This window comes from Mumia spirodelae, assembly GCF_050632745.1.
GTDB lineage: Bacteria > Actinomycetota > Actinomycetes > Propionibacteriales > Nocardioidaceae > Mumia.
The window spans coordinates 748,658-774,680 of record NZ_JBODSD010000001.1; the positions used below are offsets into that span (position 1 = coordinate 748,658).

The 26,023-nt window shown below is 72.2% G+C and carries 25 protein-coding genes, 1 tRNA gene and 1 pseudogene; 21 read left to right on the top strand and 6 right to left on the bottom strand.

Features of this window, described 5'->3' with window-relative positions; genetic code table 11:
* The 6 genes from ACQSSQ_RS03720 to ACQSSQ_RS03745 all read left to right on the top strand — a co-directional run bounded on the left by ACQSSQ_RS03720 (position 1) and on the right by ACQSSQ_RS03745 (position 6,892).
* The gene (locus ACQSSQ_RS03720) at positions 1–1,128 is read left to right on the top strand and encodes a hypothetical protein (protein WP_431325687.1); all 1,128 of its coding nucleotides are present in this window, start codon (positions 1–3) and stop codon (positions 1,126–1,128) included.
* A 30-nt stretch (positions 1,129–1,158) separates the two neighbouring features.
* Positions 1,159–2,997, top strand: coding sequence for a methionine--tRNA ligase (gene metG, locus ACQSSQ_RS03725; RefSeq protein WP_431325688.1), 1,839 nt, complete (start codon positions 1,159–1,161; stop codon positions 2,995–2,997).
* Positions 2,994–3,839 carry a TatD family hydrolase gene (locus ACQSSQ_RS03730; RefSeq protein ID WP_431325689.1) on the top strand — a complete coding sequence of 282 codons (846 nt, stop codon included), beginning with the start codon at positions 2,994–2,996 and terminating at the stop codon, positions 3,837–3,839. The genes metG and ACQSSQ_RS03730 overlap by 4 nt, the downstream gene beginning before the upstream one ends.
* Before the next feature lie 171 nt (positions 3,840–4,010).
* On the top strand, positions 4,011–5,090 hold the full coding sequence (locus ACQSSQ_RS03735; protein ID WP_431325690.1) for a resuscitation-promoting factor: 1,080 nt from the start codon (positions 4,011–4,013) through the stop codon (positions 5,088–5,090).
* A complete protein-coding gene (gene rsmA / locus ACQSSQ_RS03740; protein WP_431326770.1) occupies positions 5,051–5,965 on the top strand; it encodes a 16S rRNA (adenine(1518)-N(6)/adenine(1519)-N(6))-dimethyltransferase RsmA in 915 nt (304 codons plus the stop codon). The genes ACQSSQ_RS03735 and rsmA overlap by 40 nt, the downstream gene beginning before the upstream one ends.
* Positions 5,966–5,974: 9 nt before the next feature.
* Positions 5,975–6,892, top strand: a complete 918-nt coding sequence (locus ACQSSQ_RS03745) for a 4-(cytidine 5'-diphospho)-2-C-methyl-D-erythritol kinase (protein ID WP_431325691.1) — start codon at positions 5,975–5,977, stop codon at positions 6,890–6,892.
* An 11-nt stretch (positions 6,893–6,903) separates the two neighbouring features.
* Here the strand turns inward: ACQSSQ_RS03745 and ACQSSQ_RS03750 are convergent, their stop codons facing one another.
* Entirely contained in the window at positions 6,904–7,344 is a 441-nt protein-coding gene (locus ACQSSQ_RS03750) for an SRPBCC domain-containing protein (protein WP_431325692.1), read from the bottom strand.
* Positions 7,341–7,745, bottom strand: a complete 405-nt coding sequence (locus ACQSSQ_RS03755) for a RidA family protein (RefSeq protein ID WP_431325693.1) — start codon at positions 7,743–7,745, stop codon at positions 7,341–7,343. The genes ACQSSQ_RS03750 and ACQSSQ_RS03755 overlap by 4 nt, the downstream gene beginning before the upstream one ends.
* Positions 7,746–7,778: 33 nt before the next feature.
* On the opposite strand from ACQSSQ_RS03755, the gene ACQSSQ_RS03760 reads away from it, so the two are divergent.
* The 3 genes from ACQSSQ_RS03760 (at position 7,779) to ACQSSQ_RS03770 (ending at position 12,728) form a co-directional block, all read left to right on the top strand.
* Positions 7,779–8,765, top strand: a complete 987-nt coding sequence (locus tag ACQSSQ_RS03760; protein ID WP_431325694.1) for a helix-turn-helix transcriptional regulator — start codon at positions 7,779–7,781, stop codon at positions 8,763–8,765.
* A gap of 44 nt (positions 8,766–8,809) precedes the next feature.
* Positions 8,810–10,588, top strand: coding sequence for an ABC-F family ATP-binding cassette domain-containing protein (locus ACQSSQ_RS03765; protein ID WP_431325695.1), 1,779 nt, complete (start codon positions 8,810–8,812; stop codon positions 10,586–10,588).
* 91 nt (positions 10,589–10,679) lie between these two features.
* Positions 10,680–12,728: an MMPL family transporter gene (locus ACQSSQ_RS03770; protein ID WP_431325696.1), complete on the top strand. Its 2,049-nt coding sequence runs from the start codon at positions 10,680–10,682 to the stop codon at positions 12,726–12,728.
* Positions 12,729–12,737: 9 nt separating this feature from the next.
* Here the strand turns inward: ACQSSQ_RS03770 and ACQSSQ_RS03775 are convergent, their stop codons facing one another.
* A complete protein-coding gene (locus ACQSSQ_RS03775) occupies positions 12,738–13,232 on the bottom strand; it encodes a MarR family winged helix-turn-helix transcriptional regulator (RefSeq protein WP_431325697.1) in 495 nt (164 codons plus the stop codon).
* A gap of 117 nt (positions 13,233–13,349) precedes the next feature.
* On the opposite strand from ACQSSQ_RS03775, the gene ACQSSQ_RS03780 reads away from it, so the two are divergent.
* The 3 genes from ACQSSQ_RS03780 to ACQSSQ_RS03790 are packed head-to-tail and all read left to right on the top strand — an operon-like array spanning position 13,350 to position 14,866.
* A complete protein-coding gene (locus ACQSSQ_RS03780) occupies positions 13,350–13,562 on the top strand; it encodes an RNA polymerase subunit sigma-70 (RefSeq protein ID WP_431325698.1) in 213 nt (70 codons plus the stop codon).
* A gap of 3 nt (positions 13,563–13,565) precedes the next feature.
* Positions 13,566–14,096: a Clp protease N-terminal domain-containing protein gene (locus ACQSSQ_RS03785; protein WP_431325699.1), complete on the top strand. Its 531-nt coding sequence runs from the start codon at positions 13,566–13,568 to the stop codon at positions 14,094–14,096.
* Positions 14,096–14,866: a methyltransferase domain-containing protein gene (locus ACQSSQ_RS03790; RefSeq protein ID WP_431325700.1), complete on the top strand. Its 771-nt coding sequence runs from the start codon at positions 14,096–14,098 to the stop codon at positions 14,864–14,866. Before ACQSSQ_RS03785 ends, ACQSSQ_RS03790 begins: the two co-directional genes overlap by 1 nt.
* Positions 14,867–14,884: 18 nt before the next feature.
* On the opposite strand, the gene ACQSSQ_RS03795 is transcribed toward ACQSSQ_RS03790, so the two are convergent.
* Positions 14,885–15,544: a TetR family transcriptional regulator gene (locus tag ACQSSQ_RS03795; RefSeq protein WP_431325701.1), complete on the bottom strand. Its 660-nt coding sequence runs from the start codon at positions 15,542–15,544 to the stop codon at positions 14,885–14,887.
* Positions 15,545–15,812: 268 nt separating this feature from the next.
* On the opposite strand from ACQSSQ_RS03795, the gene ACQSSQ_RS03800 reads away from it, so the two are divergent.
* Entirely contained in the window at positions 15,813–16,679 is an 867-nt protein-coding gene (locus ACQSSQ_RS03800; protein ID WP_431325702.1) for an alpha/beta hydrolase family protein, read from the top strand.
* A 179-nt stretch (positions 16,680–16,858) separates the two neighbouring features.
* Positions 16,859–17,092, top strand: coding sequence for a hypothetical protein (locus ACQSSQ_RS03805; protein ID WP_431325703.1), 234 nt, complete (start codon positions 16,859–16,861; stop codon positions 17,090–17,092).
* A 36-nt stretch (positions 17,093–17,128) separates the two neighbouring features.
* Here the strand turns inward: ACQSSQ_RS03805 and ACQSSQ_RS03810 are convergent, their stop codons facing one another.
* Positions 17,129–18,085 carry an acyl-CoA desaturase gene (locus tag ACQSSQ_RS03810; RefSeq protein WP_431325704.1) on the bottom strand — a complete coding sequence of 319 codons (957 nt, stop codon included), beginning with the start codon at positions 18,083–18,085 and terminating at the stop codon, positions 17,129–17,131.
* Positions 18,086–18,265: 180 nt separating this feature from the next.
* Between ACQSSQ_RS03810 and ACQSSQ_RS03815 the strand changes: the two genes are divergently transcribed.
* From ACQSSQ_RS03815 to ACQSSQ_RS03825, 3 genes are all read left to right on the top strand, one after another.
* Positions 18,266–18,345 (top strand) — tRNA-Gln (locus ACQSSQ_RS03815).
* A gap of 39 nt (positions 18,346–18,384) precedes the next feature.
* The gene (gene glmU / locus ACQSSQ_RS03820) at positions 18,385–19,851 is read left to right on the top strand and encodes a bifunctional UDP-N-acetylglucosamine diphosphorylase/glucosamine-1-phosphate N-acetyltransferase GlmU (protein ID WP_431325705.1); all 1,467 of its coding nucleotides are present in this window, start codon (positions 18,385–18,387) and stop codon (positions 19,849–19,851) included.
* Entirely contained in the window at positions 19,848–20,828 is a 981-nt protein-coding gene (locus ACQSSQ_RS03825; RefSeq protein WP_431325706.1) for a ribose-phosphate diphosphokinase, read from the top strand. The genes glmU and ACQSSQ_RS03825 overlap by 4 nt, the downstream gene beginning before the upstream one ends.
* Positions 20,829–20,972: 144 nt before the next feature.
* Here ACQSSQ_RS03825 and ACQSSQ_RS03830 read toward each other — a convergent pair.
* Positions 20,973–22,241 (bottom strand): annotated as a pseudogene (locus tag ACQSSQ_RS03830) (acyltransferase family protein); the annotation flags it as partial.
* A gap of 59 nt (positions 22,242–22,300) precedes the next feature.
* Between ACQSSQ_RS03830 and ACQSSQ_RS03835 the strand changes: the two are divergent.
* From ACQSSQ_RS03835 to ACQSSQ_RS03850, 4 genes are all read left to right on the top strand, one after another.
* Entirely contained in the window at positions 22,301–22,951 is a 651-nt protein-coding gene (locus tag ACQSSQ_RS03835) for a 50S ribosomal protein L25/general stress protein Ctc (RefSeq protein WP_431325707.1), read from the top strand.
* 33 nt (positions 22,952–22,984) lie between these two features.
* Positions 22,985–23,569: an aminoacyl-tRNA hydrolase gene (gene pth / locus ACQSSQ_RS03840; protein ID WP_431325708.1), complete on the top strand. Its 585-nt coding sequence runs from the start codon at positions 22,985–22,987 to the stop codon at positions 23,567–23,569.
* Between the two features lie 103 nt (positions 23,570–23,672).
* The gene (locus tag ACQSSQ_RS03845) at positions 23,673–25,142 is read left to right on the top strand and encodes a sugar transferase (protein ID WP_431325709.1); all 1,470 of its coding nucleotides are present in this window, start codon (positions 23,673–23,675) and stop codon (positions 25,140–25,142) included.
* Positions 25,139–26,014, top strand: a complete 876-nt coding sequence (locus ACQSSQ_RS03850; RefSeq protein WP_431325710.1) for a hypothetical protein — start codon at positions 25,139–25,141, stop codon at positions 26,012–26,014. Before ACQSSQ_RS03845 ends, ACQSSQ_RS03850 begins: the two co-directional genes overlap by 4 nt.
* The last annotated feature ends 9 nt before the right edge of the window (positions 26,015–26,023 follow it).

Sequence of the window (26,023 nt, forward strand, 5' to 3'; positions counted from 1 at the left end):
GTGAGCGACCTGCTCCTCCCCGACGATGCGCTGCTGCTCCACGTCGGCCCGCACAAGACCGGGACGACGGCGGTCCAGAGCGCGTTCTTCGCCGCCGCGAGCGCGCTGGAGGAGCACGGCGTCCGCTACCCGGGCCGCAGCCGTACGCCGATGGCCGGCGTGGTCGCCGTCACCGGCCACGGGCCGATGGCCGGGGAGCCGCCGCTGGACATCAAGGACTGGGAGCGCTTCGTCGCATGCGTCCCCGAGCGTGGCCGTGTGGTGGTGTCGAGCGAGTTCTTCGCCGACGCGGAGGGCGAGGCCGTCGAGCGTGTCGTCGAGGACCTCGGCCGCGACCGGGTCCACGTCGTGGTGACCCTGCGTCCGCTCGACCGGATCGTGCCGTCGCAGTGGCAGCAGTACATCCAGAACGGCTCGGTGGTGTCGCTGCGACGCTGGCTCCGCGGGATCCTGCGCGACGACGTGGCCGGCACCTCCGGGTTCTGGCGACGGCACCGTCACGACGTCCTCGTCCGGCGGTGGGCGGACGTGGTCGGGCCGGACCGCGTCCGGGTCGTGGTCGTCGACGACCGTGACCCGGCTGCGCTCCTGCGCACCTTCGAGGACCTGGTCGGCGCGCCGGACGGCATCCTCCAGCCGGAGCCGGACCGGCTCAACCGCTCGCTGACGCTGCCCGAGGTCGAGGTCGTCCGCTCGCTCAACAAGGAGTTCCGGCTGCGCGGCTGGGAGGCGCGCGACTACCGCCGCTTCGTCCGGCTGGGGGCGACCAAGGGCCTGAAGGCGGTGCCGCCGGATCCGTCGGCCCCGCGCGTCGTGCTCCCGCGGTGGGCGCTGGAGCGGCTGCACACGGTGAGCCTCGAGATGGTCGACCAGATCCGCGCGAGCGGTGTCGCGGTCGTCGGCGACCTGGACGACCTCGTGGTCGCACGCCCGGGCCCGGACGCGCCGGACAGCATCCCCAGGACGGTAGCCGTCCCGAGCGACGTCGCCGCACGGGCGGTCGCCGGCGCGGTCGAGGCAGCGCACGCGGACAGGGCCGGGATGACGTCGCGGCTGCGCAAGATGCGGGCGCTGTCGCCGGGCGCGGTCGTCGAGCGCGTCCTGCCCCGCGTCGGCCGCCGCCGCTGACCCGCACCCCGCCTCCGTAGGATGGTGGGCATGTCGAAGACGGTCCTCACCGCGGTCGCCTGGCCCTACGCCAACGGCCCGCGCCACATCGGTCACGTGTCAGGGTTCGGAGTTCCCTCCGACATCTTCTCCCGGTACCACCGCATGATGGGCGACCGCGTCCTGATGATCTCCGGCACCGACGAGCACGGCACGCCGATCCTGGTCCAGGCCGACGCGGAGGGCTCCACCGCCGCGGCGCTCGCCGACCGCTACAACCGGGTGATCGTCCAGGACCTCGCGGGCCTCGGTGTCTCGTACGACCTCTTCACCCGCACCACCACGCGCAACCACTACGCGATCGCGCAGGAGATCTTCGCGGGCCTGCACCGCAACGGCTACCTGGTCCCGAAGGTGACGACGGGCGCCATCTCCCCGTCCACGGGCCGTACGCTGCCCGACCGCTACATCGAGGGCACGTGCCCGATCTGCGGGTACGACGGCGCGCGCGGCGACCAGTGCGACAACTGCGGCAACCAGCTCGACCCGGCCGACCTGATCGAGCCGCGGAGCCGCGTGAACGGCGAGACGCCGGAGTTCGTCGAGACCGAGCACTTCTTCCTCGACCTGCCCGCGCTCGCGTCGGCGCTGGCCGACTGGCTCAAGTCACGCACCGACTGGCGGCCGAACGTGCTGCGCTTCAGCCTCAACCTGGTGGAGGACCTCCGGCCGCGTGCCGTGACCCGCGACATCGACTGGGGTGTGCCCGTCCCGCTCGAGGGCTGGTCCGACCGCACCGACAAGAAGCTCTACGTGTGGTTCGACGCGGTCATCGGCTACCTGTCGGCGTCGGTCGAGTGGGCCGTACGCTCCGGCGACCCCGAGGCGTGGCGCGAGTGGTGGACGAACCCGGACGCGGAGTCGTCGTACTTCATGGGCAAGGACAACATCACCTTCCACTCGCAGATCTGGCCGGCGCTGCTGCTCGGCTACCGCGGACTGGGTGACAAGGGCGGCGAGACCGGCCCGCTGGGGGAGCTGGAGCTGCCGACGGAGGTCGTCTCCAGCGAGTACCTGACGATGAGCGGCTCGAAGTTCTCGACCAGCCGCGGCACCGTCATCTACGTCGGCGACTTCCTCCGGGAGTTCGGCCCGGACGCGCTGCGCTACTTCATCGCCGTCGCCGGCCCCGAGAACCAGGACGCCGACTTCACGTGGGAGGAGTTCGTCCGCCGGACCAACTTCGAGCTGGCCAACGAGTGGGGCAACCTCGTCAACCGCTCGGTCTCGATGGCGCACAAGAACTTCGGCGAGATCCCCACCCCGGGCCCCCTGACCGACGCCGACCGGGCGCTGCTGGACACCGCGGCGGCCGGCTTCGACACCGTCGGCGCGCACCTGGCCCGCAGCCGCTTCAAGCAGGGCATCGGCGAGGCGATGAGGGTCGTCACCGCGGCCAACCGCTACCTGTCGGACATGGAGCCCTGGAAGCTCAAGGACGACCGCGAGCGCCAGGCCACCGTGCTCCACACCGCGCTGCAGGTCGTCGCGGACGCCAACGCGCTCCTCACGCCGTTCCTCCCGCACGCCGCGCAGCGGGTCTTCGAGACGCTCGGCGGCACCGGCGTCTGGGCGGCGCAGCCGGAGGTCCGTGAGGTCGTCGACGACGTGCCCGCCGACCCGATCGGCGTCGGCATCCCCGAGATGGGGCGCTCGTACCCGGTGATCACCGGCGACTACGCCGCGGAGCAGGCGGTCTGGCGCCGGACGGAGATCGTCGCCGGCACGCCGCTGGCGAAGCCGACGCCGCTGTTCGCCAAGCTCGAGCCGTCGCTCGCCGAGACCGGTCCGGAGTGGGCGCCGATCGTGCGAGAGGACGCTCCCGCGTGAGTCGTGACGGAGACCGCCCGCCCCTCCCGGAGCCGCTGCCCCGTCCTGTCGTGGACAACCACTGCCACCTTGACATGGACGACTCGGCCGAGCAGCTGACGGTGGTCGAGGCCCTCGACCGCGCGCGCCAGGTGAACGTCACGCGGATCGTGCAGATCGGCTGCGACCTGCCGGGGGCTCGATGGGCGGTCAAGGCCGCCGAGGCCCACGACGCGATCATCGCGGGGGTGGCGCTGCACCCCAACGAGGCGCCGCGCCTGGCCGCCGACGGACAGCTCGACGACGCCCTCGCGGAGATCGAGTCGCTGGTCGTCTCGAGCCCTCGCGTGCGGGCGGTGGGCGAGACGGGTCTCGACTACTTCCGCACCGGGGAAGAGGGGCGTGCCGCCCAGCACGAGTCCTTCCGCGCGCACATCGCGATGGCCAAGGAGCACGACAAGACGCTCGTGATCCACGACCGCGACTCCCACGCGGACGTCCTTGCGGTCCTCGACGAGGTCGGCGCGCCGGAGCGTACGGTGATGCACTGCTTCTCCGGCCACGCCGACTTCGCACGCGCGTGCGTCGAGCGCGGGTTCTGGCTGTCCTACGCCGGCACGGTGACGTTCAAGAACGCCCAGCCGGTCCGCGACGCGCTCGCCGTCACCCCGATGGACCGGATCCTGGTCGAGACCGACGCGCCGTTCCTCACCCCGACGCCGTACCGGGGGCGGCCCAACGCCTCCTATCTCGTGCCGACGACCGTGCGGGCGATGGCGCAGGTCCTCGACGCCGACGTCGAGGCGCTCTGCGACGCGATCGACAGCAACACCGACGCCGCTTTCGGGGGCACCTGGGGCTGACCCCCGAAAGCCCGGGACGACCTGCGGAACCACAGTGCGGTAAGTTCCCGGACGGAGTGTGACCCGGGCCACGGGGGTTGGGTTTCAGGTCACGATCTGGTTACTCTGCCGAGAGTTTTGTGTCCCGACCCCCGAGGGAGCCTCGTGCGTACCCGCCTTGCACTCACGTCGGTGAGCGCTGTCGTCGTTGCCGCGATCGTGGCCGGCGTCCTCGCCTTCACCGTGCTCAACAAGACCGTCACCCTCAGCGTGGACGGCAAGGAGACCCAGGTCCGCACCTTCGGCGGCACCGTCGCCGACGTCCTGGACGCCGAGGGCATCGACCTCGGTGACCGCGACGTGGTCCTCCCCGCCGCCGACGCCAAGATCGAGGACGGCACCAAGGTCGCCGTGCGCTACGCGCGCAAGCTGGTGCTCACCGTCGACGGCAGCGCCAAGACCTACTGGACCACCGCGCTGCGCGTGGACGAGGCCCTCGACCAGCTCGGGATCCGCCCCCACGCCGCCGCGGAGCTCTCGACGAGCCGTTCGGCGACCGTCCCGCGCGCGGGACTCGCGCTGACCATCACCAGCCCGAACCAGATCCGGCTCGTCGCCGACGGCAGCCGTCGCGCAGTCTTCACCGCCGGCACGACGGTCAAGGACGCGCTGGCGGGCCTCGGGATCACGCTCGGCGCCCTCGACGAGGTCACGCCGCGGCTGTCGGCCAAGATCACCGACGGCATGCGCGTCCGCGTGGTCCGCGTCGCGAAGACCGTCCGCACCAAGACGGAGGCGGTCGAGTTCAAGACCAAGGTCCGCGAGGACGACGCGCTCGACGCCGGCGAGGTCAAGGTCGTGCGCAAGGGCAAGGACGGCACCGCGCAGGTGACGTACGAGATCGTCCGCGCCGACGGCAAGGTCCGCAGCCGCAAGGCGGTCAAGACCGTGGTCGTCACCCCGGCGCGGGCGCAGATCGAGCGCCACGGCACCAAGCCGTCGACGCCGTCGATCGACCCGGGCGACGGCTCGGTCTGGGACCGTCTCGCGCAGTGCGAGTCCGGCGGCAACTGGAGCATCAACACCGGCAACGGCTACTACGGCGGTCTCCAGTTCAACCTCGGCACGTGGCGCGCGTACGGCGGCCAGGGCTACCCGCACGAGAACTCGCGCGAGCAGCAGATCGCCGTCGCCACCAAGCTCCGCGACGCCAACGGCGGCAGCTACGGCAGCTGGCCGCACTGCGCCGCGCAGCTGGGGCTCCCGACCTGAGCGGCGACGTACGCCTCCTCGGTCCCGGCGACGTCCGTGCGCTCGCTGAGGAGCTCGACGTCGTCCCGACGAAGAAGCGTGGCCAGAACTTCGTCATCGACGCCAACACGGTGCGCCGCATCGTGCGCGCGGCTGAGGTGGGGCCGGACGACGTGGTGCTCGAGGTGGGTCCGGGGCTCGGGTCGCTGACCCTGGCCCTCCTCGACGAGGTGCGCCACGTCGTCGCCGTCGAGATCGACGAGCGGCTGGCGCAGGCGCTGCCGTCGACGATCGCGACCTTCGCACCGAGCCGCACCGGTGACGTCGACGTGCTGCACGCCGACGCCCTCCAGGTGCGGGACCTGCCGGGCCCGGCGCCGACAGCCCTCGTGGCCAACCTGCCCTACAACGTGTCCGTCCCCGTCCTGCTGCACCTGTTCGAGCAGGTCCCGACGATCGAGCGCGGGCTCGTCATGGTCCAGGCCGAGGTCGCGGACCGGCTGACAGCGGGCCCCGGCTCGCGGACGTACGGCGTGCCGAGCGTCAAGGCGTCCTGGTACGCCGACGTGCGCCCTGCCGGTCGCGTGGGTCGCACCGTGTTCTGGCCGGCGCCCAACGTCGACTCCGGTCTCGTCGCGTGGACGCGCCGCGAGCCTCCCGCCGGCGCGGACCGGCGCCGCGTCTTCGCTGTCGTCGACGCCGCGTTCGCCCAGCGCCGCAAGACGCTGCGGGCGGCGCTGGCGGGGATCGCGGGCGGCGCCGACCGCGCCGAGGCGGCGCTCCACGCCGCCGGCATCTCCCCGCAGGAGCGGGGCGAGCAGCTCGACCTCGCGGCCTACGTCCGCATCGCGGTGGCCCTCGACGCGCAGCCCGAGGCGCCGGCAGCCGGACGGTAGGTTGATCCGGTGCGAACGACGACCGTCCGGGTTCCGGCGAAGATCAACCTGTGCCTCGGCGTGGGCCCGCGCCGCGACGACGGCTACCACCCGCTCGCGACCGTCTACCAGGCCGTGGACCTGTGCGACGAGATCCGGGCCACGGAGGTCTCCGACGACGCGGTGACCGTGCGGGTGCAGTTCGCCGGCGACGGTCGGCGCGAGGAGGCGCCGGTGCCGACCGGGCCCGACAACCTGGCGGTCAAGGCGGCCTGCGCCCTCCGCGACGCCTTCGCGGTCGACGCCGGCGTGAGCCTCGCGATCCGCAAGGCGATCCCGGTGATGGGCGGCATGGCGGGAGGGTCGGCGGACGCGGCGGCGGCGCTCGTCGCGTGCGACGCCCTCTGGGGCACCGGCGCGACCAGGAGCGAGCTCGAGGACATCGCGGCCACGCTCGGTTCCGACGTGCCGTTCCTCCTGCACGGGGGGACGGCGCTCGGCGGCGGCCGCGGCGAGGAGGTCAGCCCGGTGCTGGCGCGCGGGCGGTTCCACTGGGTTTTCGCGATCGCCGACCGCGGGCTCTCGACCGCCGAGGTCTACGCCCGGTACGACGAGCTGCACGCCGACGTCCCACCGCCGGCGCCGGAGGTCCCGCAGGAGCTGCTCACGGCGCTGGCCGCCGGGGACGCGACCGCGCTCGGCGCCGCGCTGTCGAACGACCTTCAGAAGGCGTCGCTCGACCTGCGCCCTGAGCTGGGCCGCGTCCTCGAGGTCGCCCAGGAGGGCGACGCCCTCGGCGCGCTCGTGTCGGGATCGGGCCCCACGGTCATGCTGCTCGCGGAGGACACGGTGCACTCCGAGGAGCTCGCCCGCCTGCTGCTCGCGACCGGCGTCTGCGCCGACGCGGTGCACGCGAGCGGCCCGGAGCCAGGCGCGCGCCTGGTCTGAGCCCGACCGCGTCACGCGCCGGGGCGGCCCCGGTCCAGCGCGGCGACGAGCGACGTCATCACCGTGCGCCAGTGCGCCCGTTGGTGGGCACGCTCGCGGGCGCTCGTCAGCCGCTCCTGGTGGAAGCGGATCATCGACCGCCCCGGTCCGCTGTCGCTGACGACGACCTGCACGACGGTGTCGTGGTCCGCGTCGCGCGGACGCCACGTGAGCCGGACCCGGTCCTGCGGCCGGAAGCTGCGGATCTCGCCGGTCGTCCCCTCGCGGGTCTCGTACCGGGTGCCCCGCTCGGCGGCGAGCACGACGTCGTGGCCGAGCCACAGATCTGTCCCCGCGGGCGAGACGAGGAAGGCCCACACCTCGTGGGCGGGGTGGTCGACGGTCTTGGAGACGCCGATCTGCCACCCGGCGTCGCGGGTCAGGCCGACCGGCGTCCGCTCCTGCTGCGTCACCGGACCACCGCGGCGGTCACGGTCACCTCGACGAGGGCGCCCGGAACGCCCAGCCCGGACACCCGCGCGAAGGTCACCAGCGGGGGCGGTCCGTCGGTCACCAGCCGCGAGGCGACGACGGCGTACGCGGCCTGCAGGTCGGCTCCGTCGACCATGAGGACGGACCAGGCGATCGTGTCGGAGAGGCCGGCACCTGCTGCGGCGAGGGCCGTCTCGACGTTGTCGAGGGTCTGCGACACCTGCGCCGCGACGTCGTCCCCGCCGATGACCGTGCCGGTCGGGTCGACCGCGTTCTGACCGCCGACGTGGATCGTCGTCGCCGACGGCGGCACGACGGCGACGTGGCTGAAGGCGGGGCTCTGGACCAGGCCCTCCGGGCTGAGCAGTGCGATCTCGTTCATGTCGGCCACGCTAGCGGCGTACCCTGTCAGATCATGTCAGGGTTCAGCGACGACCTCGTCGACCCCCGGGCGCTGACCCCGACCGGTCGGCGCCTCGAGGTGCTCGCGGTCCTGCAGGCGCAGCCGGGCATCTCCGCGGCGCGCCTCGCGGAGCGCCTCGGCGTCACCGAGCGGACGGCGCGGCGCGACGTCGCCCACCTGCGCGATCTCGGCTACCGGGTGGACGCCGAGGCCGGTCGCTACGGCGGCTACACGCTCGCGGCAGGACGCGCCGTCCCTCCGCTCCTGCTGGACGCCGACGAGGTCCTCGCGGTCGGCGTCGCACTCCGGTCCGCGGTCGCCGTCGACGGCACCAGCACGGCCGCGGTCACGGCGCTGGCCAAGCTCACCGAGTCGGTCCCGAGCCGGCTCCGCTCCCGGCTGGACGCCCTCGCACACACCGAGTCCGCTCCTGTCCCGTGGGACCGGACGGTCGACCCCGCCGTCCTGATGACGCTCGCCCACGCCTGCCGCAACGTCGAGACGGTCCGTGTACGGCACCGCCGCGCGCCCTCGGCCGAAGCGCGCCCGCGCGACCTGCAGCCGTATCGCGTCGTCCAGGTGGCCGCGCGGTGGTACCTCGTCGCGTACGACCCCGCGGTGCCCGCATGGCGCACGTACGCGCTCGACCGGATCGACGAGGTCAGCTCCCTCGGGCGACGGTCGGCGCCGCCCGACCCTCCGGACGACGCCGTCGCCTTCGTCACCGAGACGCTCGCGCAGCGCTTCGGCGGCCACCGGGTCCGGGTCCGGATGCTCACCTCCGCCGACCTGGTCCGCCGTCTGGTCCCGCCGACGGTCGGCTCGGTCGAGGCCGACGGCGAGGACTGCGTCGTGACGCTCCGCACCGAGGACCTCGACTGGGCAGCGCGCTGGCTCGTCGCGCGAAACGTCGACTTCGACGTGATCGAGCCCCTCGCGCTGGTCGACCGGATCCGCGCCCTGGGGGAGTGGCTGGTGGCGCGCTACCCCGCAGGGTGACGCCGACGGGCCTTGCGTGGGGGCAGCCTCGTACGCTTGCTCAGGTGACGCCGCCGCCGAATCTCGTGAACCTCGACGGGGTCGACAAGTCCCACGGCACCCGGACGCTGCTGGACTCGGTCAGCCTCGGGATCTCCGCCTCCGACCGGATCGGGATCGTCGGCCGCAACGGCGGTGGCAAGACGACCCTGCTGCGGGTCCTCTCCCGCATCGAGCCCGCCGACGCCGGGCGCGTGACGCACGCACGCGGGCTGGAGGTCGGCTACCTCAACCAGCGCGACGAGCTCCACGAGGCGCACACCCTGCGCGAGGCTGTGCTGGGAGGCAAGGCCGACCACGAGTGGGCGGCCGACTCCACGACCCGCGAGATCGTCACCGTCCTGCTCGCCGGCATCCCGCTCGACCGCATCGTCGAGGGCATGTCAGGCGGGGAGCGCAGGCGCGCCTCGCTCGCCCGCCTGCTGCTCGGCCAGCACGACCTCCTCGTGCTCGACGAGCCGACCAACCACCTCGACATCGACGCCATCGCGTGGCTCGCCCGCCACCTGCGCCTGCGCGAGTGCGCGCTCGTCGTCGTCACCCACGACCGGTGGTTCCTCGACGAGGTCGCGACCCGGACGTGGGAGGTCCACGACGGGGTCGTCGACCAGTACGACGGCGGCTACGCGGCGTACGTGCTCGCGCGGGCCGAGCGCGACCGGCAGGCCGCGGCGACCGAGAGCCGGCGCCGCAACCTCGTCCGCAAGGAGCTCGCGTGGCTGCGGCGGGGGGCACCCGCACGCACCTCGAAGCCGAAGTTCCGGATCGAGGCCGCCAACACGCTGATCGCCGACGAGCCGCCGCCGCGCGACCGGCTCGAGCTCGAGCGGTTCGCCACCCAGCGTCTGGGCAAGGACGTCATCGACCTCGAGGACGTCTCGCTGGTCCGCGGCGACGCGTTGATCCTCGACCGTGCGACGTGGCGGCTCGGCCCTGGCGACCGCGTCGGACTGGTCGGCCCGAACGGCACCGGCAAGACCTCGATCATGCGGCTGCTCACCGGGGCGGTCACCCCGGACTCAGGGCGGGTGAAGCGCGGCAAGACGGTGGCGGTCGCGTACCTCTCCCAGGCGCTCGACGAGATGGACCCGACCCAGCGCGTCCTCGACGCCGTCAAGGGTCCGGAGCTGCAGTCGAGCACCTTGCTCGAGGGCTTCGGGTTCACCGGTGACCTCCTGACGGCACGGATCGGCGACCTGTCCGGCGGCGAGCGTCGTCGTCTGCAGGTGATGCGGATCCTGCAGGCCGAGCCCAACGTCCTGCTCCTCGACGAGCCGACCAACGACCTCGACATCGACACGCTCACCGTGATCGAGGACTACCTCGACCGGTGGCCGGGCACGCTCGTGGTCGTCTCCCACGACCGCTACTTCCTCGAGCGCGTCACGGACACCGTGTACGAGCTGCCGGGCGACGGGTCGATCCGGATGCTGGTGGGCGGCGTGGACGACTACCGTCCGCGCGAGCCAGGGGCCCGTCGTACGCCGGGCGCCGAGGCGGCGACCACGGTGGCCGCGGCGACGGCCCCTGCCGGCGCGGGGAGCGCCACGGCCACGGCCGCGTTGTCGGGTGCCGAGGAGCGGGCGGCGCAGAAGGAGATGGCGCGCATCGACCGCAGGCTGGCCAGGCTCGCCGAGCAGGCCGCGGCGGTGGAGGCCGAGATGGCGGCTCACCCGACCGACGTCGGGATGCTCTCCGACCTGCAGACCCGGCTGGCCTCGATCTCGAGCGAACGCGACGAGCTCGAGGCGATCTGGCTGGATCTTGCCGAGGTGCTAGGTTGAGGTCTGTCGATAGATAGATTTTCTACCTAATGGAGTGAGAGTGGCTCGGTCCGACTCTGCCCACCGTTCCCCTGGCCGACTCCGGTGGATCGTGCCGATCGCCCTGGTCCTCGTCTGGCTCGTCCTCGGCGGCCTCGCCGGCCCGTTCGCCGGCAAGCTCTCCGAGGTCTCGGAGAACGACAACGCGGCGTTCCTCCCCGAGAGCGCCGAGTCGACCGAGGTCGCCAAGATCCAGGAGGCGTTCAGCCCCGAGACGGTGGCGGTGGTGATCGTCTGGGAGTCGGACGGCCCGATCTCCGCCGAGGGCCGTGCGGCGGTCGCCGACCAGCTCGACGCGGTCGCCCAGGTCGACGGCATCGAAGGCCCGGCCAGCCCACCGGTCCCGTCCGAGGACGGCGACGCGCTCGTGGGGTACGTGCAGGTCGCGGCGTCGTACGAGGGTGAGATCGAGACGGTCGTCGACGACGTGCGCGCATCGGTCGAGGAGGTCGACGGCGCCACGCCGTACGTGACCGGCCCTGGCGGGTTCGCCGCCGACATCGGCTCGGCGTTCGGCGGGATCGACGGCCTGCTGCTCGGGGTCGCCCTCGTCGTGGTCCTGGTGATCCTGCTGATCGTCTACCGCAGTCCGCTGCTCCCGTTCGCGGTGCTGCTCACCTCCGTGCTGGGGCTCGGGCTGGCCGCGTTCGTCGTCTACCGGCTGGCCGACGCCGGCGTCCTCGACCTCAACGGCCAGAGCCAGGGGATCATGTCGATCCTGGTCGTCGGCGCGGCGACGGACTACGCCCTGCTCCTGGTCGCGCGCTACCGCGAGGAGCTGCGCGTCCACGAGGACCGCTTCACGGCCATGCGGGTCGCGTGGCGCCGCGCGCTGCGGCCGGTGCTCGCCTCCGGCAGCACGGTGATCCTGGGGCTGCTGTGCCTCCTCCTGTCCGACCTCACCTCCAACCGCAGCCTCGGCCCCGTCGCGGCGCTCGGCATCGCGGCGGCGATGCTGTCCGCGCTGACCTTCCTGCCGGCGGCGCTCGTGCTGCTGGGGCGGGTGGCGTTCTGGCCGTTCCGTCCGCACGTGGGCACCGCCAAGCCGGAGGAGTCGGGCGTCTGGGGCAAGGTCGCCGCGCTGGTCAAGCGCCGGCCACGGCGCCTCTGGGTGGGGGCCACGCTCGGGCTCGCCGTCGCCGCGGCCTTCGCGCCGACCTTCCAGGCCTCGGGCGTCTCGCAGAGCGACCTGTTCCTTGGCGAGGTCGAGGCGGTCCAGGGTCAGGAGGCGCTCGTCCGGCACTTCCCGGGAGGCTCGGGCTCCCCGGCCGTCGTGGTGGCTCCCGAGGACGACCTCGACGAGGTCGTCCGTGTCGTGCAGGGCACCGACGGCGTCGCCTCCGCGGCGCCGACGACCGACGACGCGACCGGGTCGTCCCCCACCGGCGACGCACCCCCGAAGGTGGTCGACGGCCGCGTGGTCGTCGAGGTCACGCTCGAGGACGCGGCGGACAGCCACGCGGCGGAGGAGACGGTGCGGACCCTGCGCTCGGAGCTGCACGACCTCGGCGACCAGGTCCTCGTGGGCGGGTCCACGGCGCAGCAGGTGGACGGCAACGACGTCGCGGAGCGTGACCGTACGGTGATCATCCCGGTCGTGCTCGTCGTGATCCTGCTGATCCTCGTCGTGCTGCTGCGGTCGGTCCTCGCGCCGGTGCTGCTGGTCGCGACCACCGTGCTCAGCTTCTTCTCGACGCTGGGCGTGGCGGCGCTGGTGTTCGACCACGTCTTCGGGTGGCCGGGCGCGGACCCGTCGGTCCCGCTGTACGCGTTCGTCTTCCTCGTGGCGCTGGGGATCGACTACAACATCTTCTTGATGACGCGCGTGCGGGAGGAGTCCATGCGACGCGGCACCCGGGAGGGGATCCTGCACGGGCTGGTCGTGACCGGGGGCGTGATCACGTCGGCCGGTGTCGTGCTCGCGGCGACGTTCTCGGCGCTCGCGGTGATCCCGATCCTCTTCCTCGCCCAGATCGCGTTCCTGGTCGCGTTCGGCGTGCTCCTCGACACGCTCCTCGTCCGGTCGCTGCTCGTGCCGGCCCTGTCGTACGACATCGGGTCGCGGATCTGGTGGCCGAGCGGGCTCCAGCGTCGGCGCTGACCCGACCGGTCACTCGGCGGCGTCGAACGGAAGCAGCAGGGCCCGGAGCAGGGCGGCGAGCTGCCCCGCGTCGCCGTCGGCGAGCGCGGCGAGCAGCTCCCGCTCGCGCGCCAGGAGGGCCTCGAGCGCGGCGTCGACCGTCGTCAGCCCCGCGTCCGTCAGCCGGACCTGCACGCCACGCCGGTCGGCGGGGTCGGGGAGGCGTTCCACGAGGCGCCGGGCGGCGAGGCGGTCGATGCGGTTGGTCATCGTCCCGCTGGTCACGAGGGTCTCGCGCAGCAGCTCACCGGGGGAGAGCTGGTACGGCTCGCCCGCGCGGCGCAGCGCGGACAGCACGTCGAACTCCCAGCCCTCGAGGTGCTGGTCGGCGAACGCCTCACGGCGCGCCAGGTCGAGGTGGCGCGAGAGGCGCGACACCCGGCTGAGGACCTCCATCGGGTCCACGTCGAGGTCCGGGCGCTCGCGACGCCACGCGGCGACCAGTCGATCGACCTCGTCTCGCATACCGCCAGCCTAGCGTCAAGATTCTCGATGTCGAGACGAATGGTCGGTGGTCCGGTCCGCGTCGAGGCGTCGTCAACAAAGGTTGACGATCGGCGGGGTGTCAACTACGGTTGACGCATGGATCTTGGACCTGCCACCGACGCCGACCCCGCGATCGGCCTGCGCGCCGTCCGGGCCCTCCGCGAGCTCGCGGAGCGGCTCGAGCGACTCCAGGTCGAGCGGGCCCGCGCGCTCGGCTGGTCCTGGCAGCAGGTCGCCGACGCGCTCGGCGTGACGCGGCAGGCCGCGCACAAGAAGCACGGAGCGGGCGACCGCGAGGGAAGGGACTGACACATGTTCGAGCGGTTCACCGCGTCCGCGCGCTCCGCGGTCGTCGATGCCCAGGCCGAGGCACGTGAGGTCGGGGACCGGCGCATCGAGCCGGCCCACCTGCTCGGCGCGCTGGCGAGGCAGGGCGCGGGCGACGGGCTGCTGGCGCGGCACGGCATCACGTACGAGGCCGTCCGGCGCGAGATCGCCCGCGTCGGCGACGGTGCGCTCGACGCCGAGGCGCTGGCCTCGCTCGGGGTGGACCTGGACGCCGTCCGTGCGCGGGCGGAGGCGACCTTCGGCGACGGCGCCCTCGAGCGTGCCGGCCGCCGCGGCGGCCACCTGCGGTTCACGCGCGCGAGCAAGGCCGTGCTCGAGAACGCGCTGCGCGTGACGGTCGCGGGGCGGGGGCGCGAGATCGGGGCCCTGCAGGTCCTCGCCAGCGTCCTGCGAGTGGACGACCCGCGGACCGAGGCGGTCCTCGTCGCGGTCTGCGACGACCCGGCGGCGCTGCGGGCCGACGTCGAGCGGGCGGTGGCGGGGCGGGCCGCCTGATGCCGCGCTGGGACCCGACGCTCTACCTCGCGTACGAGTCCGAACGGGCACGCCCGTTCCTCGACCTCGTCGCCCGCGTCCCGATCGCGCCACGCACGATCGTGGACCTCGGCTGCGGGCCGGGACATCTCAGCGCCGTGCTCCGGGCGCGGTGGCCCGAGGCGACGATCACCGGCGTCGACTCGTCGCCGGAGATGGTCGCCCAGGCGCTGCGCGAGAACGCCGACGCGTCGACGCGCTACGAGCAGGGCGACATCGCCGCGTGGGCACCGCCGGAGCCGGTGGACCTCGTGGTCTCCAACGCCGCGTTCCAGTGGGTGCCCGACCAGCTCGAGGTCGTGCCCCGCCTGCGGGACCATGTCGCGCCGGGAGGAGTGCTCGCGTTCCAGGTCCCCGACAACCACCACGAGCCCAACCACACGCTGCTCCGGGAGATCGCGGGACGGGCGCCGTACGCGGAGCACACGACCGGCCTCGCGACGGTGCGCACCGTCTCGCCGGCGACATACCTCGACCTCCTGGTCGACGACGCATGGGACCTCGACGTGTGGGGGACGACCTACTACCACCTGCTCGAGGGCGAGGACCCCGTCTTCCGATGGATCGCCGGCACCGGCGCACGCCCGGTGCTCCAGGCGCTGCCGCCGGGGCTCCGCGAGGAGTTCACCGAGGAGTACAAGGCGGCGCTGCGCGAGGCGTACCCGCGGAAGGCGTACGGGACCGTGCTGCCGTTCCCGAGGACGTTCGTCGTCGCGAAGCGGCGCGTCTGACGGAGTCGCGAAGCGGCGTTAGTCCCCCTTCGGGCGCTCGAGCAGCCCCGGCTTGGCCTCGAGGTTGGAGAGTCCGTTCCAGGCGAGGTTGACGAGGTGGGCGGCGACGACGTCCTTGCTCGGCTTGCGGGTGTTGAGCCACCACTGCCCGGTGGTGGACACCATCCCGACGAGCATCTGGGCGTACATCGGCGCGAGCTTCGCCTCGTACCCGCGTCGTTTGAACTCGCCCACCAGGATGTCCTCGACGCGGCTCGCGACGTCGCTGATGATGCTCACGTACGACCCGGTGGGGGAGCCCACGGGCGCGTCGCGGACGAGGATGCGGAACCCGTCCGAGCTGGTCTCGATGTAGGTCAGCAGCGCGAACGCGGCCTGCTGGAGCAGCTCTCGGGGTCCGCCGCTGGTGAGCGCCGACCGCATCATGTCGAGCAGCGTGCGGACCTCGCGGTCGACCACCACCGCGTACAGGCCCTCCTTGCCGCCGAAGTGCTCGTAGACGACCGGCTTGGACACCGATGCGCGCGACGCGATCTCCTCGACCGTGGTGCCGTCGACGCCGCGCTCGGCGAAGAGCGTCCGAGCGATCGCGATCAGCTGCTCGCGCCGCTCGGCGGCCGTCATCCGCTTGCTGCTGCGCTTGGTCTCCGGCTCGGGGTTCTTGGCCACTCTCGGCATTGTGCCGTACTGCCCCCGGCGAGGGTGCTGGCGCGTCGGTCGGCGCGTTCCCCGGTATTCCAGCGTCCGGTCGGATGCGGGATGTGACGATGATCTCCTTCCCAGGCAGGTAAGCAAGCGCTTAGTTACCGGGATCACAAGGCCCTGGAAGGACTTCTTTCGCGCCTCTTGCCCGATTTGTAACGGACTCGTTAACGTCCGTTGGCACTTGGCGGAAACCCCGACGGTCGGGGGCGCTCTCGGGTCGCCGAACCGAAGGAGGACAGCGATGTTCAGACACCTCGGAGTCCGGCTCGCGGCACTGCTCGCAGCCGTGACCCTTCCCTTCGTCGGCGTCTCGGCGCCGGCGGCCGTCGGCGCGGAGAACCCGTACGAGCGGGGGCCCGCGCCGACCGCGTCCAGCGTGCTCGGCAACGGCTCGTTCGCGGTCAGCACCACCTCGGTCTCGAGCCTGCTCGTGACCGGGTTCGGCGGAGGCACGATCTACTACCCGACGACGACGTCGGCGGGCACGTTCGGAGGTGTGGTCCTCGCGCCGGGCTTCACCGCCACGTCCAGCGCGTACGCCACCCTGGCGCGCCGGGTCGCGTCCCACGGGTTCGTGGTGTTCGCGATCGACACCACCACCACGCTCGACCAGCCCGACAGCCGCGGCCGGCAGATCCTGGCCGCGCTCGACTACCTGACCGAGCGCAGCAGCGTGCGGACCCGCGTGGACTCCTCGCGGCTGGCCGCGTCGGGACACTCGATGGGCGGTGGGGGCACCCTGGCCGCCGCCAACCTGCGGCCGAGCCTGAAGGCGGCCGTCGCGCTCCAGCCGTGGCACACCACCAAGAGCTGGAGCGGGGTGCGGGTGCCGACGATGATCATCGGTGCCCAGAACGACACGGTCGCGTCGACCCTCGCGCACTCGATCCCGTTCTACAACTCCCTCACCGGCGCGCCCGAGCGCGCGTACGGAGAGCTGGCGGGGGCGAGCCACTTCGCCGGCAACACCAACCCTGACTGGCAGGGACGCCTGATGGTCACCTGGCTCAAGCGGTACGTGGACCAGGACACGCGCTACTCGCAGTTCCTCTGCCCGGCGCCGACGAGCATCGCGCTGTCGGACTACCGGAACTCCTGCCCCGACTGACCCTCGAGCCGGAGCGCAGGACGGGAAAGGGCCGGGCCACGATGACGGAACCATCGTGGCCCGGCTCTCCCATGATGACCGGGCCCCCGGCACGCACTCCTGCCGGGCGGCCCGTTCGGCTTGCACGACGCACGACGCAGGTCGACCGTGGAGAGGAGGCACGTCCTGAGGAGGTCTCCATGCACGTGAGCAAGCTGGCCCGCTGGGCCGCCGTGATCGCCGTGGTGGCGGCGTTCGTGATCTCGGGCATCACGATCTTGCTGCTGGTCCGCGCCGGCACGCTCGACAGTCAGCCGTGGGAGGCCCTCGGGACGGCGCTCGCGATCTTCGGCGCCATCTGCGCGCTGATCACCGGCATCGCCGAGGCCGACCTCGGCAGCCACAAGACGAAACGGGACGCCCAGCCGCACTGAGACAGACGCCCAGCCGTACTGGCCGCGCGGGTCGGCTCAGGCGACCGACGGCACGTCGACGCGCTTGGCGGCGATGCGCGACGCGACCGGCCAGCGCACGTCCCTGACCCAGCCCGCCTTCTCGAAGAGCCAGATCAGCCGGGCCGAGATGTCGACCTGCCCGCGCAGCACGCCGTGGCGCGCGCAGGTGGGGTCGGCGTGGTGGAGGTTGTGCCAGCTCTCGCCCATCGACGGGATCGCGAGCCACCACACGTTGCCCGAGCGGTCGCGCGAGCGGAACGGTGACTCGCCCATCGTGTGGCAGATGGAGTTGATCGACCAGGTGACGTGGTGCACGAGGAACACCCGGACCAGCGACGCCCAGAAGAACGCCGTCACCGCGCCCTGCCAGGACCAGGTCACCAGACCGCCGATCACCGCGGGTGCCGCGAGCGACACCGCGACCCACATGGGGAACTGCCGAGACAGGCGGACGATGTCGCGGTCCTTGAGGAGGTCGGGGGCGTACTGACGCTGCGGGGTCTGCTCGGCGTTGAACATCCAGCCGATGTGGGCGTAGACGAAGCCCTTGGTCAGCGCCGGGATCGTCTCGCCGTAGCGCCACGGGGAGTGCGGATCACCCTCGCGGTCGGAGAACTTGTGGTGCTTGCGGTGGTCGGCGACCCAGCGCGTGATCGGACCTTCGATCGCGAGGCTCCCGGCGACGCCGAGCGCGACCTTGACCGCGCGGTTCGGCTTGAAGGACTTGTGGGTGAAGAGGCGGTGGAGACCGACGGTCACGCCGAGCGAGCCGATCAGGTAGAACACGGCGAGGAGGACCAGGTCGACCGGCCCCAGCCAGCCGCCCCAGGCGACGGGGATCGCCGCCAGCAGCGCGAGGAACGGCACGGCGACGAACACCGCGAGGGTGATCTGCTCGGCCTTTCCGGGGGGCGCCCCTTCGGCGCCGTGTCCGGCCTCGTTGCGCATCGGGGTCTCGAGTCCTGCGGGCATCGGAGTCTCCTCGGTGCTGGGGAGCGACTTCGGGGAAGCCTACCTACGTTCGCGTAGGTTCAGTGTTGCTGGTGGACCGGTACCCGGCAACCCCTCCGGCAATCGCCAGCCGGGAGGTGCCCGCCGCCAGCGGTCGGTGTGGGCAGGGCGCCCGCGGTTCCGTACGCTGGGGGCGGATGATCCCCGGTTGGTCTGTCGGCAGGGCCCGCCGCACTTTGAATGCGGATCAAGCGACGTAGGTTCGACTCCTACCCGGGGAGCTCATCCGCCAGACCGAGTCGCCGGCCCGAGAGGAACGCGTGAGCGAGCAGGCTCCGACCACCGTGATCGTCCTGGCTGCCGGGGGCGGCACACGGATGCGCTCGAAGACGATGAAGGTGCTCCACCCGCTGGCCGGGAGGACGCTGCTCGGGCACGCGCTGCACGCCGCGCGCGGGATCGCGCCCGACCACGTCGTCGCCGTCATCGGCAACCAGCGCGAGCAGGTCGCCGAGCACCTGGCCCAGGTCGACCCCGACGTCGTCCAGGCGGTGCAGGAGGAGCAGCTCGGCACGGGGCACGCCGTCGCGGTCGCGCTCGCGACCCTCGGCGAGCAGGCGGCCGGCACCGTCGTCGTGGTCTACGGCGACGTGCCGCTGCTCGAGCCGGAGACGCTCGAGGGCTTCGTCGCCGACCACCGCGAGCACGACCGCACGCTCAGCGTCCTCACCGCGAGGATCGGCAACCCGCACGGCTACGGCCGCGTGGTGCGCGGACCGGACGGCGCCGTCGTCGCGATCGTGGAGGAGCGCGACGCGACCGACGAGCAGCGCCGGATCGACGAGATCAACTCCGGGATCCTCGCCTTCGACCTGGCGTGGGCGCGCGACGCGCTGCGCGGCGTCGGCAACGACAACGCGCAGGGCGAGTACTACCTGACCGACCTCATCGGGGTCGCGGTCGCCGAGGGGCGCACCGTCGGGGCGTACGAGATCGAGGACGAGATCCAGACCGAGGGCGTCAACACGCGGGTGCAGCTGGCCCGCCTGGCCGCAGAGGCCAACAGGCGCATCGTCGAGCGGCACATGCTGGCCGGCGTCACGGTCGTCGACCCCGCGACGACCTGGATCGACGCCGACGTCTCGATCGGGGCGGACACGACGATCCAGCCGGGCACGCAGATCCTCGGTGCGACGACCATCGGCTCCGACGCCGTCATCGGTCCGGACTGCACGCTCCAGGACATGGAGATCGGCGACGGTGCGAGCGTCGTCCGCACCCACGCGTCGCTCTCGGTGATCGAGGCCGGCGCCACGACCGGACCCTTCACCTACCTCCGCCCCGGGACGACCGTCGGCGCCGGCGGCAAGCTCGGCGCGTTCGTCGAGGCCAAGAACACCCGCGTCGGTCCCCGCGCGAAGGTGCCGCACCTCTCCTACGTCGGCGACGGCGACATCGGCGAGGGCGCCAACGTCGGCGCCGGCACGATCTTCGCCAACTACGACGGCGTCAACAAGCACCGCACGACGATCGGCGCCCAGGCGAGGACCTCGTCCAACAACACGTTCGTGGCCCCGGTGACCGTCGGCGACGGTGCCTTCACCGGCGCGGGAGCGACGATCCGCGAGGACGTGCCCCCGGGGGCGCTTGGCGTGTCGGCTGGATCACAGAGGAATATTGAAGGGTGGGTCGCGCGGAGACGCCCCGGGACCCCGGCAGCGGAGGCCGCCGCCCGTGCGGCCGCCGGCGAGCACAGCGACGACGACGTCCAGGAGAGCAGCACGTGACCGGTATCAAGCGCACCACCGAGAAGAACCTGATGCTCTTCTCCGGACGTTGTCACCCCGCTCTCGCCGAGGAGGTCGCGAAGGAGGTCGGCACGTCGATCGTCCCGACCTCGATCTACGACTTCGCCAACGGCGAGATCTACGTGCGCTACCAGGAGTCCGTCCGCGGCTCCGACGCCTTCGTGATCCAGAGCCACTCCGCGCCGATCAACGAGGCGATCATGGAGCAGCTGATCATGGTCGACGCGCTCAAGCGCGCCTCGGCCAAGCGGATCACCGTCATCCAGCCGTTCTACGGGTACGCCCGCCAGGACAAGAAGCACCGTGGCCGCGAGCCGATCTCGGCCCGGCTGATGGCCGACCTCTTCCTCACCGCCGGCGCGGACCGTCTGATGGTCGTCGACCTGCACACGGCCCAGATCCAGGGATTCTTCGACGGGCCCGTGGACCACCTGATGGCGATGCCGATCCTCACCGACTACGTGCTCCAGCGCTACGGCGACAAGCGGCTCGCCGTCGTCTCGCCCGACGCGGGCCGGATCAAGGTCGCGGAGAACTGGGCCGAGAAGCTCGGCGGCGTCCCGCTGGCGTTCATCCACAAGACCCGCGACATCGACCGTCCCAACGAGACCGTCGCCAACCGCGTCGTCGGCGACGTCGAGGGCCGGACCTGCATCCTGGTCGACGACCTCATCGACACCGGCGGAACGATCGTCCAGGCCTGCGAGGCGCTGATGGCGGCCGGTGCGGCCGACGTGGTCATCGCCGCGACGCACGCCGTCTTCTCCGGCCCGGCGGTCGAGCGGCTCGAGGGGTGCTCGGCGTCGGAGGTCATCATCACGAACACCCTGCCGCTGGCCGACGACAAGCGCTTCGACAAGCTCACCGAGCTCTCGATCGCGCCGCTGCTCGGTCAGGCGATCCGCGAGGTCTTCGAGGACGGCTCGGTCACGAGCCTGTTCGACGGCAAGGCCTGAGCCGCCGCCGTACGCCCGCGCCGGCCTGCCGGGCCCACCGGTGCGACGGCGCCTCGACGAGGCGGTAGAAGACGACCGCGCAGGCGAGGACCGTGACGAGCACCAGCGGGCCGGCGACGAGCCAGGTGCTTGGGGGAGCGCGAGGACCAGCGCGGCCGCCACGAGCAGGGGCTCGTGCACGAGGTAGACGCTGTACGACCGTGCGCCCCACCACTGCAGCGGCCGCGCCCGAAGCCCTCCGGCCACCGGACCCCTGCCGAGCGCGAGGACGAGCAGCGCCGTGAGCCCGACCAGGGAGAGGGCGTAGCGGACGGGCGGGGGTCCGAGCGGGACCGACGTCAGGCTCGGTGCGGTCGCGAGCAGCGCAGCGACCAGCACCATCACCGACCACGACCACGAGGTCCAGCGGACCGACGAGACCTGGCGACCGGCGTCGACCAGCCGGCCGTGGTTCACCGCGAGCACGACGCCGATCCCGAAGACGGGCACGTACTCGGCGAGGCCGCTCACCAGCCAGCCGGCCGGTGCCTCGGCGATCCGCAGGTCGAAACGCGCCCACGTGCTGGTGCCCACGAGCACCAGGAGGACGAGGGGCCAGCGCGCGCCGCTCGAGACACGGCCCAGCACGGCCCAGACCAGCGGCAGGAGGAGCGAGAACCACAGCTCCCACTGCAGCGACCACAGGGGGCTGTCGACCGTCGAGGTCCACCGCAGCAGCGTCAGGTCGTGGAGGACCGTGCTGCCGCTGACCGGCTGGTGCATCTGGAGCCACACGCTCTCGCCGTCCGGTCGCCGCACCAGCGCGGCGAGGACGGACGCCAGCGCGACGGCGGCCCAGAGCGGGACCAGCAGGCGGAGGAGGCGCTGCGGGTAGTAGGCCGCCCACCACGTCCGGTCACGCACCTCGCGGGCCAGCGGGAGCGCGAGGACGAATCCGCTGAGGACGAAGAAGAGCAGGACCGCCTCGTGGCCCGCCCACACCAGGTGGAGGGGAGTCGCCCGCAGCCACCACGCGACGGACCCCGGCGCCGAGTCCGTCCCGGCGACCTCGTCGCGGGCCAGCGAGGGGACGACGAGCAGGAAGTGGTGGAGGACGACGACGGCGCACGCGAGCCCGCGGAGGCCGTCGAGCGCGTCGAGGCGCGACGGCGCGGACGGTGCGGGCGGTGCGGGCGTGGGGTCCGAGGTGCGCACGACTCCTCCCTCCGAGAACGGCGTCGGCGGCGTCACCGTAACCGCGACGGCCGTGTCGGGGAGGCGCTTCGCCGCAATTGCCCCCGCAACCCGTTTCGACAGCGTTCGCCCGACCCTTGTAGGATGGGGAAGTTGCCTCGGCGAGGGTTGGCTTTCCGTCAGCCGTGATCGACTTGGTGTCTTGGACTCAGTGCGCGATGCGGCCGTCCGAAAGACCACCGTCGCCGAGGCGCGACCACCGCTCGTAGATTCCCGTTCTTTGAAGGAGCAGTACCGCCGTGTCCGAGATCAAGATCAAGGCAGAGACGCGTACCGAGTTCGGCAAGGGTGCCGCTCGCCGTATCCGTCGCGACAACAAGGTTCCTGCGGTCCTCTACGGTCACGGCATCGACCCGATCCACGTCATGCTGCCGGGCCACGATCTGATGCTCGCGCTCAAGCAGCCCAACGCGCTGCTGTCGGTCGAGGTCGAGGGCGACGCCCAGCTGGCCCTCCCGAAGCAGGTCCAGCGCGACCCGATCAAGGGCTTCATCGAGCACGCCGACCTGCTGGTCGTGCGTCGCGGCGAGAAGGTCACCGTCGACGTCCCGGTCGTCGTGACCGGCGACGCGATCAGCGGCTCCATGGTCGTCACCGAGAGCCCCACGGTCGCCATCGAGGCCGAGGCCACCCACCTGCCCGAGCAGATCGAGGTGTCGGTCGAGGGTCTCGAGGCCGGGGCGCAGATCAAGGCCTCCGACCTCGAGCTCGCCAAGGGCTCGGCGCTCGCCGTCGACGGCGACGTGCTGATCGTCAACGTCGTCGCCGAGGCCACCGCCGAGCAGGTCGAGGCCGAGCTGGAGGAGGCCGAGGCCGAGGCCGGCATCGAGCGCGACGAGCCGCAGGTCGAGGCCGAGGCTGCTGACGCCGAGGCCGCACCGGCCGAGTGACGCGTCCCTGACGCGGACGGAGCACCCCTCGCCATGACGGACTCGCCCTGGCTGGTCGTCGGCCTGGGCAACCCCGGGCCGGGATACGCGCAGACGCGTCACAACATCGGCTACATGGTCGCCGACGCCCTCGCGGAGCGTGCCGGCGGCCGGTGGAAGTCGCACAAACCCACACGCGCGGACGTCGTGGAGGGTCGCCTCGGCGGCACTCCCGGCGTCCGCGTCGTGCTGGGTCGCTCGCGCGGGTACATGAACGAGAGCGGCGGTGCGGTCAAGGCGCTGTCGACGTTCTACAAGGTGCCGCCGGAGCAGCTCGTCGTGGTCTACGACGAGCTGGACCTCCCGTACGAGACGATGCGGGTGAAGCTCGGCGGGGGTGACAACGGTCACAACGGGCTGAAGTCCATCCGGTCCTCGCTGGGCACCGGCGACTACTACAAGGTGCGGATCGGCATCGGTCGTCCGCCCGGTCGGCAGAACCCCGCCGACTACGTGCTCAAGCCGTTCGGGAGCACAGAGCGCAAGGAGCTCCCCCTCGTGATCGAGACCGCGGCGGACGCGGTCGAGACGTTGCTCACCGCGGGTCTCGAGGTCGCTCAGCGGGAGTTCAACAGCTGATCCGGAGAAGCCTCGGCGTCCGGTTCTCCAACTTCGGGAAAAACGCCCATCGTGGCCCTCGGCCGCTGCTTGAATATGGGGCACCCGCAGAGAGGACCCTCCGGTGACCGACATCGACTACACGGCAACCGCGCACCGTCGCGCCGTGTCGTCGAGCACGGTTCCGGCGGCCACCGTGCCCGCCGCACCGAGCGCGCCGGCGACGAGCACGGACACCGCCACGGCGGTGCGCGCCGCCCGCGGCCGGTCGCTTCCCGTCGCCTTCGCCTACGTCGCCGCGGCGCTCGTCGGCGTGGTCGTCGCCTACCTCCTCGTCGATGCCGGTCCGGTCGTGTGGTGGTCGGTCGGCGGCGCCGCGCTGCTGCTGACGTTCGAGTTCGTCGCCACTCCCGTCTACGCCCGTGCGCGCAGCACCCGTCCCCTCAAGAAGCTCGCGTGGTTCGGGGGCGCGTTCCTCCTCATCGGCACCGTCGCCGACAGGCTGACACCGCTGCAGGTGCGCGCCGCCGTGGTCGTCCTCGGCTCCGTCGCGGCGGTCGTCGCCGGGTCGATCCTCGTCCACCGGCTCGCGCAGCAGGCCCGCGCGACCCTCCTCGTCGGCGACGCCGTCGGGGTCGGCCACCTCGTCCGCCAGTGGCAGTCCAGCCGCGACGTGGACATGCGTGGCATCTGCCTGGTCCGCACGCCCGACGACGAGAGCGATCTCCGGCTGCTCGAGTTCGACGGGATCCCGGTCGTCGGCGGCCTCTCCTCGGTCCCCGAGGTCGCGCAGCGTCTGGACGTCGACGAGGTCGTCGTCGCGCCCGGCCCCCAGCTCTCGGCGTACGACGTGCGCAAGCTCAGCTGGGCCCTCGCCCGCACGACCGTCGAGCTCACGGTCGCGGCCGAGGTCCACGGCGCGGTGCCGCAGCGCATCGAGCCGCGCCTCCTGGGCAAGCGCCTCCTCCTCTCGGTCAAGCCGGGGCAGCGTCCCGTCCCGTCCCGGGTGCTCAAGGGAGTCATCGACCGGGTCGGCGCCGCGCTGCTCCTCGTCGTGCTCTCGCCGGTGTTCCTCACCCTGGCGGTCCTGGTCAGGCTCGACTCGCCGGGCCCGATCATCTTCAAGCAGCGCCGCACCGGACGCGACGGTGTCGCGTTCACGATGTACAAGTTCCGGACCATGGTCCAGAACGCCGAGGAGCTGCTCGAGGAGCTCCGCGAGCACAACGAGGTCGAGGGCCCTCTCTTCAAGATGGAGAACGACCCCCGCATCACCCGGGTGGGCCGCTGGCTGCGCCGTACGTCGCTCGACGAGCTCCCGCAGATCGTCAACGTGCTGACGGGCAGCATGTCGCTGATCGGACCGCGGCCCGGTCTGCCGTCGGAGGCCGCCGAGTACGACGCGTGGATCCGGCACCGCCTCAGCGTGAAGCCCGGCATGACCGGTGCGTGGCAGGTCGGGGGCCGGACCAGCCTCGCCTGGAACGAGGCCGTCCGGCTCGACCTCGACTACGTCGACAACCAGACCCTGACCGGCGACCTGGTGATCGCGGCCAAGACGGTCCGCACGGTGCTGCGGCAAGACGGCGCATGAGCGTGACGGCGGCCTCGCGTGAGCCTCGCCAGTGGCGGGCCGGGCTCGAGAACGTGCGCGAGACGATGACCGTCCGGGCACTGGTGCTGTCCGGCATCTTCCTGGTGGCGTTCTTCGCGCTGTACGCCCTCTTCGTCCACACGGCCGACGGGCAGCGTGTCGACATCGGCACGTTCGGTGCGGTCACCGAGGTCAACGCCCGCTGGAGCGACTACGGCACGTTCTTCCGCGACCAGCTGCCGCTGGCGGCGGCCGCGCTCGCCGCGGTGCTCGTGGCGGTCGCGTGGGAGCAGCGGCGGCTCCGGGTGGCGACCATCGCGGTGAGCTTCTTCATGGTCACCGCGCTGGCGTCGTGGGGGCTCAAGGTCGTCGTCCTGGGACGGCCCGACCTCGGCGACTACGGCTACGAGTGGAACACGTTCCCCGCGGGCCAGACGACGATCATCACCACGCTGGGCATCGCGATCCTCATCCTGCTGCCGCTCGGCCTCCCTCGTGCCGGCGTCGTCGTCGCCGCGTTCGTGCTCGCGATCGTCACCGCAGGCTCTGCGGTCATCACGTTCGCCCACCGGCCGTCCGACGTGGTGGGCTCGTTCCTCCTGGTCGGCGCCTTCGCCGTGCCTGCGGCCGCCGCGAGCGGCGTCAAGGTCGTCGGACGGTGGCCGCTGTGGATCGGTGGTCTGGGGATCCTCAGCCTCGCGGCGGGGGTCTTCGCGCTGACCGAGCGGTGGCAGCAGGAGCCGACCGCCGGCACGCCGACCACCGATCTGCTCAACGCCGGGACCGTCGGTCCGCTGCTGAGCGCGGTCGGAGTCCTGCTCCTCGTCTACACCGCGATCGCCGCGGTCACACCCCGCAAGCAGCCGACCTGACGCGCGCTG